The organism is Parasphingomonas halimpatiens (assembly GCF_036663795.1).
Lineage (GTDB): Bacteria > Pseudomonadota > Alphaproteobacteria > Sphingomonadales > Sphingomonadaceae > Sphingomonas.
Window position 1 is genome coordinate 1 of the sequence record NZ_JAXOJP010000031.1, and the last position, 16,766, is coordinate 16,766.

Annotated in this window: 16 protein-coding genes and 1 pseudogene; 13 read left to right on the top strand and 4 right to left on the bottom strand. The window is 66.5% G+C overall.

The window, feature by feature from the left end; translation table 11 throughout:
* Positions 1 to 199: 199 nt before the first annotated feature.
* From U1839_RS21510 to mutM, 4 genes are all read right to left on the bottom strand, one after another.
* Positions 200 to 418, bottom strand: a complete 219-nt coding sequence (locus U1839_RS21510; protein ID WP_332805626.1) for an AbrB/MazE/SpoVT family DNA-binding domain-containing protein — start codon at positions 416 to 418, stop codon at positions 200 to 202.
* A gap of 63 nt (positions 419 to 481) precedes the next feature.
* Positions 482 to 1,864 carry a chromosomal replication initiator protein DnaA gene (dnaA, locus tag U1839_RS21515; protein ID WP_332805679.1) on the bottom strand — a complete coding sequence of 461 codons (1,383 nt, stop codon included), beginning with the start codon at positions 1,862 to 1,864 and terminating at the stop codon, positions 482 to 484.
* Positions 1,865 to 2,368: 504 nt separating this feature from the next.
* Entirely contained in the window at positions 2,369 to 2,632 is a 264-nt protein-coding gene (rpsT, locus tag U1839_RS21520; RefSeq protein ID WP_281128671.1) for a 30S ribosomal protein S20, read from the bottom strand.
* 100 nt (positions 2,633 to 2,732) lie between these two features.
* Positions 2,733 to 3,545 (bottom strand): bifunctional DNA-formamidopyrimidine glycosylase/DNA-(apurinic or apyrimidinic site) lyase, encoded by an 813-nt coding sequence (gene mutM / locus U1839_RS21525; protein ID WP_332805627.1) that lies wholly within the window; start codon positions 3,543 to 3,545, stop codon positions 2,733 to 2,735.
* 57 nt (positions 3,546 to 3,602) lie between these two features.
* Between mutM and U1839_RS21530 the strand changes: the two genes are divergently transcribed.
* The 13 genes and pseudogenes from U1839_RS21530 (at position 3,603) to rfbG (ending at position 16,762) form a co-directional block, all read left to right on the top strand.
* The gene (locus U1839_RS21530) at positions 3,603 to 4,334 is read left to right on the top strand and encodes a class I SAM-dependent methyltransferase (RefSeq protein ID WP_332805628.1); all 732 of its coding nucleotides are present in this window, start codon (positions 3,603 to 3,605) and stop codon (positions 4,332 to 4,334) included.
* Between the two features lie 55 nt (positions 4,335 to 4,389).
* On the top strand, positions 4,390 to 5,925 hold the full coding sequence (ubiB, locus tag U1839_RS21535) for a 2-polyprenylphenol 6-hydroxylase (RefSeq protein ID WP_332805629.1): 1,536 nt from the start codon (positions 4,390 to 4,392) through the stop codon (positions 5,923 to 5,925).
* A 6-nt stretch (positions 5,926 to 5,931) separates the two neighbouring features.
* Positions 5,932 to 7,053, top strand: coding sequence for a hypothetical protein (locus U1839_RS21540; RefSeq protein ID WP_332805630.1), 1,122 nt, complete (start codon positions 5,932 to 5,934; stop codon positions 7,051 to 7,053).
* A pseudogene (coaBC, locus tag U1839_RS21545) lies at positions 7,050 to 8,218 on the top strand (bifunctional phosphopantothenoylcysteine decarboxylase/phosphopantothenate--cysteine ligase CoaBC). Before U1839_RS21540 ends, coaBC begins: the two are co-directional and overlap by 4 nt.
* Positions 8,215 to 8,658 carry a dUTP diphosphatase gene (dut, locus tag U1839_RS21550; RefSeq protein ID WP_332805631.1) on the top strand — a complete coding sequence of 148 codons (444 nt, stop codon included), beginning with the start codon at positions 8,215 to 8,217 and terminating at the stop codon, positions 8,656 to 8,658. The pseudogene coaBC and the gene dut overlap by 4 nt, the downstream one beginning before the upstream one ends.
* Entirely contained in the window at positions 8,658 to 9,053 is a 396-nt protein-coding gene (locus tag U1839_RS21555; RefSeq protein WP_332805632.1) for a hypothetical protein, read from the top strand. The genes dut and U1839_RS21555 overlap by 1 nt, the downstream gene beginning before the upstream one ends.
* A complete protein-coding gene (locus tag U1839_RS21560) occupies positions 9,050 to 9,799 on the top strand; it encodes a HesA/MoeB/ThiF family protein (RefSeq protein WP_332805633.1) in 750 nt (249 codons plus the stop codon). Before U1839_RS21555 ends, U1839_RS21560 begins: the two co-directional genes overlap by 4 nt.
* A gap of 35 nt (positions 9,800 to 9,834) precedes the next feature.
* Complete coding sequence (gene wecB / locus U1839_RS21565; protein WP_332805634.1) at positions 9,835 to 10,962, top strand: non-hydrolyzing UDP-N-acetylglucosamine 2-epimerase; 1,128 nt, start codon at positions 9,835 to 9,837, stop codon at positions 10,960 to 10,962.
* Positions 10,952 to 12,244, top strand: a complete 1,293-nt coding sequence (wecC, locus tag U1839_RS21570) for a UDP-N-acetyl-D-mannosamine dehydrogenase (RefSeq protein WP_332805635.1) — start codon at positions 10,952 to 10,954, stop codon at positions 12,242 to 12,244. Before wecB ends, wecC begins: the two co-directional genes overlap by 11 nt.
* Positions 12,245 to 12,297: 53 nt before the next feature.
* The gene (locus tag U1839_RS21575; RefSeq protein WP_332805636.1) at positions 12,298 to 13,299 is read left to right on the top strand and encodes an NAD-dependent epimerase/dehydratase family protein; all 1,002 of its coding nucleotides are present in this window, start codon (positions 12,298 to 12,300) and stop codon (positions 13,297 to 13,299) included.
* Between the two features lie 160 nt (positions 13,300 to 13,459).
* Positions 13,460 to 14,749 carry a sugar transferase gene (locus U1839_RS21580; RefSeq protein ID WP_332805637.1) on the top strand — a complete coding sequence of 430 codons (1,290 nt, stop codon included), beginning with the start codon at positions 13,460 to 13,462 and terminating at the stop codon, positions 14,747 to 14,749.
* 124 nt (positions 14,750 to 14,873) lie between these two features.
* Positions 14,874 to 15,647, top strand: a complete 774-nt coding sequence (locus U1839_RS21585; RefSeq protein WP_332805638.1) for a sugar phosphate nucleotidyltransferase — start codon at positions 14,874 to 14,876, stop codon at positions 15,645 to 15,647.
* Complete coding sequence (rfbG, locus tag U1839_RS21590; protein ID WP_332805639.1) at positions 15,644 to 16,762, top strand: CDP-glucose 4,6-dehydratase; 1,119 nt, start codon at positions 15,644 to 15,646, stop codon at positions 16,760 to 16,762. Before U1839_RS21585 ends, rfbG begins: the two co-directional genes overlap by 4 nt.
* The last annotated feature ends 4 nt before the right edge of the window (positions 16,763 to 16,766 follow it).

Sequence of the window (16,766 nt, forward strand, 5' to 3'; positions counted from 1 at the left end):
CCAAATCGGCCCAGCGTCTGCTCCATCATGTCCTCCCGCTCTCAAGGACATCGAATCAGACCAAAAACCACATGGCAACCACGATGTGTGAATGCTGTAGCCTTCAGGGGAGGGGTTTGAGAGAATATGCGCGCAATCTTCGCGCTCATCGGACGGAATCAGGTTGTCGGAGTGACGAACGGTGTTGTGACCGATCGAACTATCGGACGTTGGCCTCGTCGCGATCGAAACGGAAAGCGGCCGGCATCAGCCCACGGAACGCGCGCAACCGTGCCAACGCCTGTTCACGGGCGACGGCGCGCGCTGCGCCATCGGCTGTCGGTACCACAATGGCGTCACCCCTTCTGAGACCGAGGCGATCGACCATCGCCCTGGAAAGGCGAAGGGTCAGGCTCTTGCCCCATCCGACAACCCGCATGGTGCGGCTCCCCAAGATATGAGCCGCTGAGCCTATTACCTACGCCCGTCGCCGGCAATCAGGTCAGCCTTCCAGCTCGCGCAGCAACGTCCTGACCGCGCCGTCGATCTCACGATCGGTGTCGCGCAGTTCCTCGATGCGGCGCACGGCGTGGATCACGGTAGAATGGTCGCGGCCGCCGAACTTGCGGCCGATCTCGGGCAGCGAGCGCGTCGTCAGGCGCTTGGCGAGGTACATGGCGATCTGGCGCGGGCGCGCGACGACGACGGCGCGGCGTGCCGATACGAGATCGACCGGCTTGAGCGCGAAATGCGTCGAGACCGCCTTCTGGATCTCGTCGATCGTCACGCGGCGCTCGGCACCGCGCAGTGTGTCGCCCAGCGTCGCGATGGCGAAGTCGAGCGTGATCGTCTCGCCGGTGAGTTGCGCATAGGCGATGACGCGGTTGAGCGCGCCCTCGAGGTCGCGGATGCTGGCGGTGATGCGTGTGGCGAGAATGTCGAGCACTTCCTCGGGCACGCTGACATCGGGCAGGTCGGCGAGCTTGCGGTTCAGCACGGCGCGGCGCAGCGCCAGATCGGGCGCCTTGATGTCGGCGACGAGGCCGACCGACAGCCGTGAGAGAATGCGCGCCTCGACGCCGTCGAGCCCCTGCGGGCAGCGGTCGGCGCTGATCACCAGTCGCTTGCCCGAGGCCATCACTTCGCTGACGGTGTGGAAGAATTCTTCCTGGGTCGAATCCTTGCCGGCGATGAACTGCAGATCGTCGATCATCAGCAAATCGGCACTACGCAAACGGGTCTTGAAGGCGTGGGTGTCCTGATCGGCCTGACGCTGTGCACGGGCGCGCACCGCCTGGACGAACTCGAACATGAAGCGCTCGGCCGACATCATGATGACATTGGCATCCGGGCAGGCGTCGAGGAACGCCGCGCCGATGGCGTGCATCAGGTGGGTCTTGCCCTGCCCCGTGCCGCTGTGGAGAAACAGGGGGCTGAAGCGCGGCACGCCGGGCTCGGCCAGCGCGCGGGCGGCATTGAACGCGACACGGTTGGACTGGTCGACGACGAAGCGATCGAAGGTGAAGCGCGGATCGAGCGTCGGTCGGATCGCCGGCGTGGTTGCGACGGGCGCGGCAGCGACGGCGGTCGCAGGCACCACGGTCAGAACCTTGGGCGCGGCCGTCGCGCTGCGCGTCTCGATCGACACGTTACGCACCTCGGGCAGGATCGCGCGGAACTCCTGCAGCAGCCGCTCGGCATAATGATTGCGGACCCAGTTGGTCATGAAGGCGGAAGGCAGTGCGAGGCGCACCGACTCACCATCACTACCGGCGACGAGCTCCATCGGCTTCAACCACTGGTCGAACAGGCGCACGCCCGCCGACTCGCGCAGATGCGCGCGCACGGTCATCCACGCCCTGGCCACGGCGCCCTGCGACATCATCTCTTCGGCCACCAAACCCGCCACGCCTCATCCCTCTTCCGCGCGGGGCGCCTACACGCACACCCGCCGCCACATTTCATCAGACAAAAAACCCCCACGGGCGGAATCACCACCCGTCTACGTCGACGATCAATTGCTAGTCGCGAGACCGAAACGTCTGCGCGGCGAAGGTCGTTTATGGAGAGGTCGGAGCGAGTCGAGCAAGTCCACAATCGGTCATAAAACCGAAATAAACCGGTTGACTCGGATTCCGCCTCGGTTTTCCGTTGAAAAAATGACAACCCGCTGAAATTGCTTGGTGAAAATGGACGCCAATGAAATCATCCGGCGCACAGGCCCTGCGAATCGCCGAAAACCCTGCCTTTTCGGGAGTCGCCATTTGGCGTTTCAAAAACCCGGTATGCGAACGATTTAAGAACATTCGACGATCGCGGAAAACGCACAGCAAAAGCCCGCCGGAACAAGGTCCCGGCGGGCAATCGTTTCTGGTCCGGAACGGACGAATCAGGCCAGGGCGGTGAGCCGCTTGGTCAGGCGCGAGAACTTCCGCGATGCGGTGTTCTTGTGCAGCACGCCCTTGGCGACGCCGCGCATCAGCTCAGGCTGAACCTGCGCCATCGCCTCGGAAGCGGCGCTCTTGTCGCCGGCGGCGAGCGCAGCCTCAGCCTTCTTCACGAAGGTCCGAATCCGACCGACGCGGTTGCCGTTGATTTCGGCCCGGCGCGTGTTGCGGCGGATGCGCTTCTTCGCTTGCGGCGTGTTCGCCATCGAAAAACCTCGAATATATCGTCAATGAAAAAGGGCTGCGGAATCGAATCCGCTGCCCCGGAAGGCGACGCCCTTAGCGAGTCCCCCCCCGGCGGTCAACTCAACGCTGGCATTTCGGACACCAAAAGGTCGATCTGCCGCCTTCGGCATAGCGCTGGACGGTGCCACCACAGGCGCAGGGCTCACCCTCGCGGCCATAGACGGCGAACTGTTTGGAGAAATAACCCAACTCGCCGTCGGGGCGGGCGTAATCGCGCAGCGACGAGCCGCCGGCCTCGATCGCGGCGAGCAGGACCTCGCGAATCGCCGCGACGAGTCGTTCGAGCCGCGGCAGCGAAATCCGCCCCGCAGCCCGCTTCGGCGAGATGCGCGCCAGGAACAGCGCCTCGCAGACATAGATGTTGCCGAGCCCCGCGACGATGCGCTGGTCGAGCAGCATCAGCTTGATCGACGCCTTGCGGCCGGCAAGCGCGGCGAGAAGATATTCCGCGGACAGCGCGTCGCCCAGCGGCTCAGGCCCCAGCGCGCGGAACGCCGGCCAGTCCGCCAACCCGGCGGTGGGCAGCAGATCGACCGAGCCGAAGCGACGCGGATCATTGAGCGCGAGTCGGCGGCCGCTCGCGGTCTCGATCAGCAAATGGTCGTGCGGCAGCAGTTCGGCCGGGTCGACGCGCCAGCGCCCCGACATGCCGAGATGGAAGATCATCGTATCGCCGCGATCGGTATCGATCAGGCCATATTTGGCGCGGCGATGCAGGATGGTGACGGTCGCGCCGGTCAGCCGCTGGCGCAGATCCTCGGGGAAGGGCCGGCGCAGATCGGCGCGTCGCGGCTCGACCAGCGTCAGGCGTTGACCGGCAAGGACGGGCTCGAGCCCGCGGACGGTGGTTTCGACTTCGGGAAGCTCCGGCATGCACCCGGAGCTAGGTTGCGTTTGCCGATGCCACAAGCCTTGGCTAGAGCCGCTCACATGACCGACACCGTTTCCTTCGGCTACGAAGACATCGCCCGCGACGAAAAGACGCGTCGCGTCGGCGGCGTGTTCACCAGTGTGGCCTCGAGCTACGACCTGATGAACGACGCCATGTCCGGCGGGATGCACCGACTGTGGAAGGATCGCTTCGTCCGGCGCGTCCAGCCGCGCGCGGGCGAGACGATTCTCGACATGGCCGGCGGCACCGGTGACATCGCCTTTCGCCTCGCCAAATCGGGCGCGAGCGTCACCGTCGCCGACATCAACCCGGCGATGCTCGACGTCGGCATCGAGCGCGCCGCCAAGCGCGGCATCGACGGGCTGGTCTGGTCGGAGGCCAATGCCGAGACGCTGCAATTCCCCGATCGCTTCTTCGATGCCTATACCATCGCCTTCGGCATCAGGAACGTGACCGACATCCCCAAGGCGCTGCGCGAGGCGCACCGCGTTCTGAGACGCGGCGGGCGGTTCTTCTGCCTCGAATTTTCGACCACCTTGTGGCCGGGCTTCGCCGAAATCTACGACAGCTATTCGCACAAGATCGTGCCCAAGGTCGGCAAGCTGCTCGCGCATGACGAGGACAGCTATCGCTACCTGATCGAATCGATTCGCCGTTTCCCCGACATGCCGACCTTCGAGCGCATGATCGGCGAGGCCGGTTTCATCCGCACGCGGGTCGAGCCGATGCTCGGCGGGCTGGTCGCGATCCATAGCGGCTGGAAGATTTGAAGATGCGGCAGCATGTTCAAACCCCGGCGCAGGCCGGGGTCCAGAAAGAGCGCTCGTGACCGCCCCCATCGTCCATCTCGCCCGGCTCCTCAAATGGGGCCGGATCCTCGCGCGGCACGGCGCGCTGCGCGGGATCGAGCGCGACCCCAACACGCCGACACCGATTCGCCGGCTGGCGCGCATCGCCCGGTTCGGTGCGCGCGTCCCCGCGGTGCCGCGCTATGCCGATGCCTTCCAGGCGATCGGCCCGGCGGCGATCAAGCTTGGCCAGACGCTCGCGACGCGCCCCGATCTGGTCGGCGACGAGGCGGCACACGACCTGCTGCGTTTGCAGGACACCCTGCCCCCGGTACCCTGGGAACAGATCCACGCCGCAATGACCCGTGCCTTCGGGCGCCCGACCGAGGACCTCTTCACCTCGATCGATCCGGTGCCGATCGGCGCCGCCTCGATCGCGCAGGTCCACCGTGCCGTCACCACCGATGGGCGCATCGTCGCGGTCAAGGTGCTGCGCCCCGGCGTCGAGGAAGAGTTCGCGCGCGCGATCGACACCTATCAATGGGCGGCGGCGCAGGTCGAGGCGATGGGCGGCGAGCTGTCGCGGTTGCGCCCGCGGCTCGTCATCGAAACCTTCAAGCGCTGGACCGCGCGCGAGCTCGACCTGCGGCGCGAGGCGGCCTCGGCGTCCGAACTCGCCGATTCGATGACCGCCGAGCCCGATTATGTCGTGCCGGCAATCGACTGGCAGCGCACCACCGGCCGGGTGCTGACCATCGCCTGGGTCGACGGCATCAAGCTTTCCGACCGACCCGCATTGGTCGCCGCCGGCTATGACCTCAAAAAACTGTCCGACACTTTGGTCCACGCCTTTCTGCGCCAGGCGATCTCGGACGGCTTCTTCCATGCCGACATGCACCAGGGCAATCTGTTCGCGTTGCCGGGCAACCGCATCGCCGCGATCGATTTCGGCATCATGGGGCGGATCGACCGGCGCGCGCGGGTGTGGCTGGCGGAGATTCTCTACGGATTGATCACCGGCAACTACAAGCGCGTCGCCGAAATCCATTTCGAGGCCGGCTATGTCCCGCCGCATCATAGTGTCGCGGAGTTCGCCACCGCGCTGCGCGCGGTGGGCGAGCCGATGCGCGGCATGCCGGTCAAGGATATGTCGATCGGCATGATGCTCGACGGGCTGTTCTCGATCACGCGCGATTTCGACATGCAGACCCAGCCGCATCTGCTGCTGCTGCAAAAGACGATGGTGATGGTCGAGGGCGTGGCGACGAGCCTCGACCCCGACATCAATTTGTGGGAATCGGCCGCGCCGTTCGTGCGCGAGTGGATCCGTACCGAGCTCGGGCCGGAAGCGGCGCTCGCCGACCGGCTGATCACCGACTTCAGGACGCTGGCGCGGCTGCCTGAACTGATCCGCAATATCGAGGCGCGCTTTCCCGCGCCGGGCGGCGCGCCGCCGGCACCGCCGCTCAAGGAGATCGAGGTGGTGCGGATCGGTGGCGGCTGGCGTTATGTCGTGATCGCGATCCTGTCGGCTGCGGCGAGCGTCGCCGCGACGCTGGCGGTTCTGCGCTAGCCGCGCATGGCGAGCCGCGCGCCTGTTCCCTTGTGGCTGACCGCGCCGTCGCGTTTTTCGGGCATGAAGCGTTTGCCGGCGCGGATCGTGCTGGCCTGTTGCGCCTTGCTGCTCGCCGCGACCCTGCTCGCGCTCACCGCGCCGAGCCCGCCGCCGGTGAGCCACGATCCGGCGGCACGCGCCAACGACCAGGCCGACGTCGTCCTATACGAATCGATCGTTGCCGGGGTGCGCGGCGGGGGCAATTATTATGACGTGGCGGCACAGGCGCTGCGCGTCGGCAACTATCCGATGCGGCCCTTCGTCACCTTCCGGCTGCCGACGCTGGCGCTGTTCGAGGCGCGCCTGCCGATTTGGGCGCCGGTCATCCTGCTCTATCTGCTCGCCGCGAGCGTGATGCTCTCCTGGTTCGTGCGGCTGCGACCGGCCTTTGTGCGCGCACCGCCGCTGGCGATCGCGCTGGTATTGCTGACGGGCGGCATGACCGCCTTCGTGCAGAGCGAACTGGTGGCGTTTCACGAAATCTGGGCCGGTCTGCTGATCGCGCTGTCGCTGGCGCTGCGGCGTGAGGATCGCTGGGTCGAGGCGGTCGCGTTCGGGATGATCGCGATGCTCGTCCGTGAGACCGCCGGCCTCTATGTCGGGATCATGGCGGTGCTTGCCTGGTATGAAGGGCATCGGCGCGAGAGCCTTGGCTGGCTCGCTTCGATCGGCGTTTTCGCGCTGGTCGTCGCCCTCCACGCCCATGCCGTGGCGCAGGTGGTCAACCCGACCGACCCCGCTTCGCCGGGCTGGGCCGGCCTGCTCGGCTTCGGCTTTTTCGTGAAGACGATGAGCATCTCGACCGCGCTTGCCCTGGCGCCGCCATGGCTCGCCGCACCGCTGGTCGGGCTGGCGCTGATCGGCTGGTCGGCATGGCGCGAGCCGCTGGCGCTGCGCGCGACGACGATTTTTGCCGGCTACGCCGTGCTGCTGTCGCTGTTCGGGCGCACCGATACCTTCTATTGGGGGCTGATGATCGCCCCTGCCCTTCTCGTCGGCCTGGCCTTTGCGCCCGATGCGCTGCGCGACCTCTATGCCGCGGCGACCGACAAGCGCCGCATCATCGTCACGCGGGTGGTGCGGTGAAACGCATCCTGCTGATCGTCGGCGGCGGGATCGCCGCGTACAAGGCCTGCGAGCTGATCCGGCTGGCGCGCAAGGCCGGGATCGGCGTGCGCTGCGTCCTGACCGAAGGCGGCGCGCATTTCATCACGCCGATGACGCTCGCCGCGCTGAGCGAGAACCCGGTGTTCACCTCGCTATGGGACCTCAAGGATGAGGCCGAAATGGGCCATATCCAGCTCAGCCGCGAAGCCGACCTCGTCGTCGTGGCACCTGCCACCGCCGATCTGATGGCCAAGATGGCGGCGGGCATCGCCGATGATCTCGCCACCACCCTGCTGCTCGCGACGGACAAGCGCGTCCTCGCCGCGCCGGCGATGAATGTGCGCATGTGGCAGCACGCCGCGACCCGCCGCAACGTCGCGACGCTGCGCGGCGATGGCGTCACCGTGATGGAACCCGATGAGGGCGAGATGGCGTGCGGCGAATTCGGCCCCGGCCGACTGCCGACGCCCGAGGCGATCCTCGGTGCGATCCAGGGTCTGCTCGCGGCCTGATGCTCGCCGGCCAGCATGTCATCGTCACCGCCGGCCCGACGCATGAGCCGATCGACCCGGTGCGTTATATCGCCAACCGCTCATCGGGGCGGCAGGGTTTCGCCCTTGCCGGGGCATTGGCCGCGCTCGGCGCGCGGGTGACGCTGGTCGCCGGTCCGGTAACGCTGCCGACCCCGGCGGGGGTGACGCGGATCGATATCGAAACGGCAGTGCAGATGCACGACGCGGTGTTCGCCGCGCTGCCCGCCGATGCCGCGGTGATGGTCGCCGCCGTCGCCGACTGGCGCGTCGCGGCGGCGGGACAGAAGATCAAGAAGGGTGCCGGCGCGCCGGTGCTGACTTTGGTCGAGAATCCCGACATTCTTGCAACGCTGGCCAGCGACGCACGCCGCCCGGGGTTGCTGATCGGCTTTGCCGCAGAGACCGAAAAGGTCGTCGAGCACGCGATCGCCAAGCGCGCGCGGAAGAATGTCGACTGGATCGTCGCCAATGACGTGTCGGGCGATGTGATGGGCGGCACGGACAACAGCATCCACATCGTCACCGCCGACGGTGTCGAGAGCTGGGAACGCCTGCCCAAGGACGAGGTCGCCGCCCGGCTGGCGCAGCGCATTGCGGAGAAAATGACATGAGCCCGATCACCATCCAGCTGAAGCGCCTGGCACATGGCGATGGGTTGCCGCTGCCGGCCTATGCGACTGCGGGCGCCGCCGGCATGGATGTCGTCGCCGCCGAGGAAATGGTGCTTGCCCCCGGCGCGCGCGCGGCGGTCGCCACCGGCTTCGCCATCGCCATTCCCGAGGGTTATGAGGTGCAGGTGCGGCCGCGCTCGGGCCTCGCGCTGAAGCATGGCGTGACCTGCCTCAACACGCCCGGCACGATCGACAGCGACTATCGCGGCGAAGTGAAGGTCATCCTCGCCAATCTCGGGACCGAACCCTTCGCCATCGCGCGCGGCGACCGCATCGCTCAACTCGTTCCGGCCCCGGTCCAGCGTGCCACGCTGGACGAGGTCGATGCGTTGGAGGATACTGCGCGCGGGGCTGGAGGGTTCGGATCCACAGGACGCTGATGCTATTGCCGCTCATCTTGCAGGTCGCCGCGCAAGCGGTGGCACCGCCGCCCGTGCCGGCGGACTGGGCGACGCTCGCCCCCTTGCCCTATGTCGCGCCGCCACAGATCACACCGGCGATGGAGCAGTTCGTCGCCGGCGAGATCGCCGCAAAGCGCTGTGCCACGGCCAAGCCGGTCGACGGCCATTATATCGTTCGCGTCGACATCGCCGCATTGGTCGGCGGCGACGGGACGATCCGCAAGGCCGTGCCGCGCGCGATCGATTGCCCGACTGTCGAGCAATATAGCGCGGGGCTGGTGATCGGCTTTGCACGCGGCAACCTTCCGGCGCGCGGCGCGGGTGCGGGCGAGCAATGGTATCGCACGACGCTCGTCTACGACTGGGGCAAATGAGCCTCAGCGACGAAGACCTGGCGCGCTATGCCCGTCACATCGTGCTCAAGGAAATCGGCGGTGCGGGGCAACGCCGGCTGCGCGGCGCGACGGTCGCGATCGTCGGCGCGGGCGGGATCGGTTCGCCGGCGATCCAGTATCTCGCGGCGGCCGGGGTCGGCACGCTGGTGGTGATCGATGACGACCGCGTCGAATTGTCGAATCTCCAGCGCCAGACGCTGTTCGGCGGGAGCGATGTGGGCCGTAGTAAGGTTGCCGCTACCGCAGCTGCGGTGGCACGGCTCAACCCCGGCGTCGATGTGCGGATCGTCGAGACGCGCGTTGCCGCCGACAATGCCACCAGCCTGATCGAGAGCGCCGATGTTGTCCTTGATGGCTGCGACAATTTCCCCACCCGTCTCGCCGTCGCAAAAGCCGCTTACGCGCTGCACATCCCGCTCGTTTCCGCCGCGGTCGCGCAGTTCGAGGGCCAACTCGCGGTCTATCGCGGCTGGGAAAGCGACAAGCCCTGCTATCATTGTCTGGTCGGTGCCGACCCCGATCGCGCCGAGGCCAATTGCGCCGAGGCGGGTGTGCTCGGCGCGATGACCGGGGTGATGGGCAGTCTTGCCGCGCTCGAGACGATCCGCGCGATCGTGCCGTTCGGCGACGACCCGGCGGGCAGGCTGCTGCTTGCCGACGCGCTCGCCTTTCGTTTTCGCACCATCACCCTGCTCAAGGATCCCGGCTGCCCGGTCTGCGGTTAGCGCGGTTTTAAGGCTCACCGGCCTAGCAGGGGCGCATGGCAGCGCTGCGCAAGATTCTCGTCATTTTCGGCACACGGCCCGAAGCGATCAAGCTTTTCCCGGTCGTGGCGGCACTCCGCGCCGCGCCCGGCCTCGATGTGCGGACGTGCGTGACGGCGCAGCATCGCGGGCTGCTCGACCAGGTGCTGGCGATCGCCGGGCTGACACCCGATATCGACCTCGACCTGATGGAACCCGGCCAGTCGCTCGACCGGCTGACCGCGCGGCTGCTCACCGGGCTGGGCGAGGTGATGGACGCCGAGCGGCCCGATCGCGTGATCGTGCAGGGCGATACCGCGACCGCGATGGTCGGCGCGCTCGCCGCTTATTACCGCAAGGTGCCGGTCAGCCATGTCGAGGCGGGCTTGCGCTCGGGCGACATCTGGCAGCCCTGGCCCGAGGAAGTGAACCGCCGCATCGTCGCGCCGATCGCCGACCAGCATTTCGCCCCGACCGAGACCGCGGCGGAGGCGCTGCGCCGCGAGAACATCGCGCCGGCCATGATCCATGTCACCGGCAACACGGTGATCGATGCCCTGCTAGCGACCCAGGCGCGGCTCGATGCCGATCCCGGCATGGCAGCCGGCCTCGACGAGATCGCCGCGCGCTTCGCCGGCAAGCGCGTGATTCTCGTCACCACGCACCGCCGCGAGAATTTCGGCGACGGCATGGAGAATATCGCGCGTGCGATCGGCCGCATTGCCGACCGCGACGATGTCGCGATCCTGTTTCCGGTGCATCCCAACCCCAATGTCGTGTCGGTGATGGACCGCCTGCTCGGCAACCGGGACAATGTCGCGCGGATCGACCCGCTCGACTATCCCCATTTCGTCCGCGCGCTCGGCCTGTGCGACATCGCGCTGACCGATTCGGGCGGCGTGCAGGAAGAGGCCCCGGCACTCGGCAAACCCGTGCTGGTGATGCGCGAGACGACCGAGCGTCCCGAGGGCGTCGTTGCCGGCACGGCGAAGCTGATCGGCACCGACGCCGATCGTATCGTTTCCGAAATCTTCACCCTCCTCGACGATAGCGCTGCCTATTCGGCCATGGCCCGCGCCCACAATCCGTTCGGCGATGGCCATGCGTCGGCAAGGATTGCGAGGATCGTCGCCGATGGTTTCTGAACTGAAGGTCGCCGTGCTCGGCCTTGGCTATATCGGTCTGCCGACCGCCGCGATCATTGCCCGCACCGGCGCCTCGGTGCTCGGCATCGACGTGACGCAATCGGTCGTCGACACGGTCAATTCGGGCAAGGTGCATATCGAGGAAGTCGATCTCGACGGGCTGGTCTCGGGCGTGGTCGCGCGCGGCAATTTGCGCGCCGCGATGCAGATCGAGCCGTCGGACGTGTTCGTCATCGCCGTGCCGACACCGTTCGGCGAGGACCATGCCCCCAATATCGGTTATGTGCTGCGCGCCGCGACCACCGTCGCGACCGTGCTCAAGGCCGGCGACGTGGTGATCCTCGAATCGACCTCACCGGTCGGCACCACCGAGAAGGTGCGCGACCTGCTCGCCGAACTGCGCCCCGACCTCAAGGTGCCGGGGCGCTGCACCGACAGCCCCGACATCGCCATCGCCTATTGCCCGGAGCGCGTGCTGCCGGGCCGTATCCTGGTCGAGCTGATCGACAATGACCGCGTCATCGGCGGCATCACGCCGCGCTGCGCACGCAAGGCTTTGGCCTTTTACCGGCGCTTCGTGCGCGGGGCGTGCGTCACCACGACGAGCCGCGCGGCGGAAATGACCAAGCTGACCGAAAATGCGTTTCGCGACGTCAACATCGCCTTTGCCAACGAATTGTCGCGTATCGCCGACACGATGGAGGTCGATGTGTGGGAGGTGATCCGCCTCGCCAACCGCCATCCGCGCGTCAACATTCTCTCGCCCGGCCCCGGCGTCGGCGGGCATTGCATCGCGGTCGACCCATGGTTCCTGGTCAATGCCGACCGCGCCAACACGCCGCTGATCCGCACCGCGCGCGAAGTGAACGATGCCAAGGTCGATTATGTCATCGAGCGTGCCGCAACGATGATCGCTGCCAACCCTGCGATGCAGGTCGCCTGCCTTGGCCTCGCCTTCAAGGCGAATATCGACGATTTCCGCGAGAGCCCGGCGCTCAAGGTTGCTGCCGCGCTCGCCGCGCGCTTCGGCGAGCGCATCCATGTCGTCGAGCCCTATGCCGATACGTTGCCGTGCGATTTCGACGGGACCGGCGCGCGGATGACCGATATCGACAGCGCGATCGAACGCTGCGGCGCGATGATCGTGCTGGTCGACCATGACGTGTTCAAATCGGTGCCGCTCGACGAACGCGCCGACAAGCTGGTTTATGACACGCGCGGCATCTGGCCCGACCAGCCGCGCGCCCGGCCCGCCACCGCGCCCTTGCGCATCGCGGTCTAGAAGCGGCAGGCGCCCCGCGCTAAGGCGCGCTTGTCGGCGGTGTGAGGATGGAAATGGGCGAAGCTGTTCTCGTCACCGGAGTCGCCGGCTTTATCGGCATGCACGTTGCCAGGCTGCTGCTGGCGCGCGGCGAGCGCGTGATCGGCATCGACAATCTCAACGACTATTATGACGTCCGGCTGAAGGAAGACCGGCTCGCCGAGATCGCGCGCGATGCCGATGGTCGCTTCACGATGCTGCGGATCGACTTTGCCGACAATGCCGCGCTGGTCGCGGCGCTGGCGCCCCATGATATCGACCGCATCGTCCATCTCGGGGCGCAGGCCGGGGTGCGCTATTCGCTCGAAAATCCGCACGCCTATGTCCAGTCGAACCTGGTCGGCCACGTCAACATCCTCGAGCTGGCACGGGCGCGCAAGGTCGCCCACCTCGTCTACGCCTCGTCGTCGTCGGTCTATGGCGGCGGTACGAGCCTGCCGTTCGAGCTCACCGCGCGCGTCGACCGACCCCTGTCCTTATATGCCGCGACCAAACGCGCCGACGAGTTGATGAGCGAGACATACGCGCATCTCTTCCGGCTGCCGCAGACCGGGCTGCGCTTCTTCACCGTCTATGGCCCATGGGGCCGCCCGGACATGGCGATGTGGCTGTTCACCGACGCGATCCTCGCCGGGCGGCCGATCCAGGTGTTCAACGGCGGCGACATGAAGCGCGATTTCACCTATGTCGATGATATCGTCGCCGGCGTGATCGGCTGTCTCGACCGCCCGCCGCCCGACGATGGCGCGCCCAAACCCGGCGGCAGCGTCAGCCCGCACCGGCTGTACAATATCGGCAACCATCGCTCCGAACGGCTCGACCGGCTGATCGACCTGATCGAGCAGGCCTGCGGCCGGGCGGCGATTCGCATCGACCAGCCGATCCAGCCCGGCGATGTGAAGGATACGTTCGCCGATATTACGGACATCGCCCGCGACATCGGCTTCGTGCCGACGACCGCGATCGAGCAAGGTGTGCCACGCTTCGTGACATGGTTTCGCGGCTACCGGGTTTAACCTGAGATAACGTCATTTCTTACACGTCGCATTCGGTGGGTTTTCCATCCCCCGCCGGATGTGTTACCGCACCGCAGCAAGGGAGACCGGATTCTGTGATGTCGCAAGGCGACACATCGGACGGTCCGCCCATCGGCGACAAAGGGGCTTGAACGGGACGATGAATGTCCATCGGATCTCGGCCATTCAAAAGGCGTCGGTCAATCACCGGGCGATCGCCAATAACGGCCTCGCCCAGCTGATCGGCGGGCTGGTCGTGGCGGTCGGGCTGCCGTTTCTCGTCTTTGGCGGTACCGATTTCGCCGCGGCGGAAATCGTCCAGCGCAATGTGCTCTATGCGACGCTGTCCGCGGTCCTGGTCGGCCATTACTTCTTCCGCCGCTTCGTGTTTTTCCCCGGTGCGCGCAGTTCCTCCTATGTCGTACCGACCTTCACCGCGACCTATGCGATCGCGCTGACGGTCTTCTTCTTCTTCCGCATCGACTATAGCCGCCTGGCCTTCGCGACGAGCTTCGTGCTGTGCGAATCCTGGTACTTCGCCTGCCATGTGATGGGCGCCCGCGCGCGGCCGCGCCGACTGGCGGTGGTCCCGGTGGGCAAGGCGCGCAAGGTCAACCGCATCCCGAGGATCGATTGGATCTGGCTGCGCGAAAGCGGCGCGCCGTTGCCCGAATGCGACGGCATCGTGGTCGATCTGCGCGCCGATCTGTCGGACGACTGGGAGCGCTTCATCGCAGAGCGCGCGATCAGCGGCGTGCCCGTCTATCACGTCAAGCAGATCGAGGAATCGGTCACCGGCCGCGTCGATATCGAGCATCTGTCGGAGAACAGCTTCGGCTCGCTGGTCCCGGGGCTGGGCTATATCAAGATCAAGCAGCTGATCGATTTTGTCGGCGCGGTGTTGATCGGGCTGCTGCTGTTGCCGGCGCTGCTGCTGGTCGCGCTGGCGGTGAAGCTCGATTCGCGCGGGCCGGCGCTCTTCAAGCAGAAGCGCGTCGGCTATCGCGGCGTGCCGATCACGGTCTACAAGTTCCGCACGATGCGCGACGACCCCGTCACTCAGGGCGAACGCGACAGCGCCATCACTCAGGACGGCGACGCGCGGATCACCCGGCTCGGCCGCTATCTGCGCCACAGCCGGATCGACGAGCTGCCGCAGATGATCAACATCCTGCGCGGCGAGATGAGCTGGATCGGCCCGCGGCCCGAGGCCTGCGCGCTGTCGGAATGGTATGAGAGCGAGATCCCCTTTTATCGCTATCGCCACATCGTCCATCCCGGCATCACCGGCTGGGCGCAGGTCAATCAGGGACATGTCGCCGGCGTCGCCGACGTGCTCGACAAGCTGCAGTTCGATTTTTACTACATCAAATATTTCTCGCCGTGGCTCGACATGCTGATCGTGCTGCGGACGATCCGCACGATGCTGACCGGCTTCGGTTCGAAATAGCGTCGCCTGTTCCGATTGGCCGCGATGAGAGTTCATCAGCGCTTGCAATGGCACGCTGACAACCTATCCGTGCCGCGGCTGCACGACGGGATTCCGCCGCTCGCTGGCAAAGATGGGGTATCACATGCAGGTTGTTATCTTGTGCGGCGGCAAGGGATCGCGGCTCGGGGAGGTCACCGAGAACCGCATTCCCAAGCCGATGGTCACGATCGGCGAGCAGCCGATCCTGTGGCACATCATGCATTCCTATGCCCGCGCCGGGCACAACCGCTTCATCCTCTGCGCCGGGCATCTCAGCTGGGCGATCAAGGAATATTTCCTCAACTTCCACGCCCGCAACGCCGACCTCCGGCTGCGCACCTCATGCCCCGATGTCGAATATCTCAATGAGCCGACCGGCATGGACTGGGACGTGACGATCGTCGAAACCGGTGCCGAAACGCAGACCGCCGGGCGGCTGGCGCGCGTGATGCGGTACATCGAGGGCGACAATTTCATGCTGACCTATGGCGACGGCGTGTCCGACGTCGATATCGGCGCGCTTACCGCCTTTCACGAGGCGCATGGCCGCGCCATCACCATCACCGGCGTCGTGCCGCCGGGTCGCTTCGGCGAACTGGCGCTCGATGGCGACGTCGTCACCGCCATGGTGGAAAAGCCGATGGTCAGCGACCGTTACATCAATGGCGGATTCATGGTGCTGCGCCGTGACTTCGTCGCGCGTTTCATCCCCCCGCAGTCGGACGAGGTGATGCTCGAAACCGCGCCGATGGCCGACGCCGCCGCCGCCGGCGAGATGCGCGTCTTCCGGCATCAGGGCTTTTGGCAACCGATGGACACGCAACGCGACTGGGCGCTGCTCAACGACCTGTGGCGACAGGGCAAGGCGACATGGTGAACCGATCGACGCTGGCGCAGGGCTATGCCGGCAAGCGCGTGCTGTTGACCGGCCATACCGGCTTCAAGGGCAGCTGGATGGCGCTGTGGCTGGCCGAACTCGGCGCCGAGGTGTTCGGCCTGGCGCTCGACCCGCCGACGACGCCGTCGCTGTTCGACCTGGCCGGGCTGGCGGAAACCGTCGATCACCACATCGCCGATATTCGCGACGCACAGGCAGTGCATGATCGCATCGCTGCGGTGCGCCCCGACATCATCTTTCACCTGGCGGCGCAGTCGCTGGTGCGCGAATCCTATCGCAGCCCGGTGGATACGCTCGCCGTCAACGTGATGGGCACCGCGCATGTCCTCGAGGCGGCGCGGCAGCTCGGCAATCCCTGTGCGGTCGTCATCGTCACCTCGGACAAATGTTACGACAATCGCGAATGGGTGTGGGGCTATCGCGAAAGCGATCCGCTCGGCGGCCATGATCCCTACAGCATGAGCAAGGGCGCGGCCGAGCTGGTCACCGATAGCTGGCGCTCCAGCTTCTTCCACGCCCCCGACAGCATGATCCGTGTCGCCAGCGCGCGCGCCGGCAATGTGATCGGCGGCGGCGACTGGGCGGTCGACCGCATCGTCACCGACAGCATCGCCGCGCTGGCACGCGGCGAGCCGATCCGCCTGCGCAACCCGCAGGCGACGCGGCCATGGCAGCATGTGCTCGAACCGCTGAGCGGTTACCTGCTGCTCGGTCAGCGCCTCGCCGAGGCGAACGGGACGGCCTTTGCCGAGGCGTGGAATTTCGGTCCGCTCACCGACAGCATTCGCCCGGTCAGCGATCTCGCCGGGCTGCTGGTCGAAGCATGGGGATCAGGCCGATGGGAATCGGCCGCCGCGCCCGACCAACCGCGCGAAGCGCACAGCCTCGCGCTCAATTGCGACAAGGCGCATCACCTGCTCGACTGGCGTCCGCGCTGGACCATCGAACAGGCGGTCGATGCGACCGTAACATGGTTCAAGGCGTGGCAGGCGGGCGAAGACCTGCGCAGCGTCACGCGCGACCAGATCGCGCGCTACGAGGCGGACGCCGCCGCGTCGGACCTCGCAGCGTCGCCTACCCGGTCCGCGCGCTAGCGCC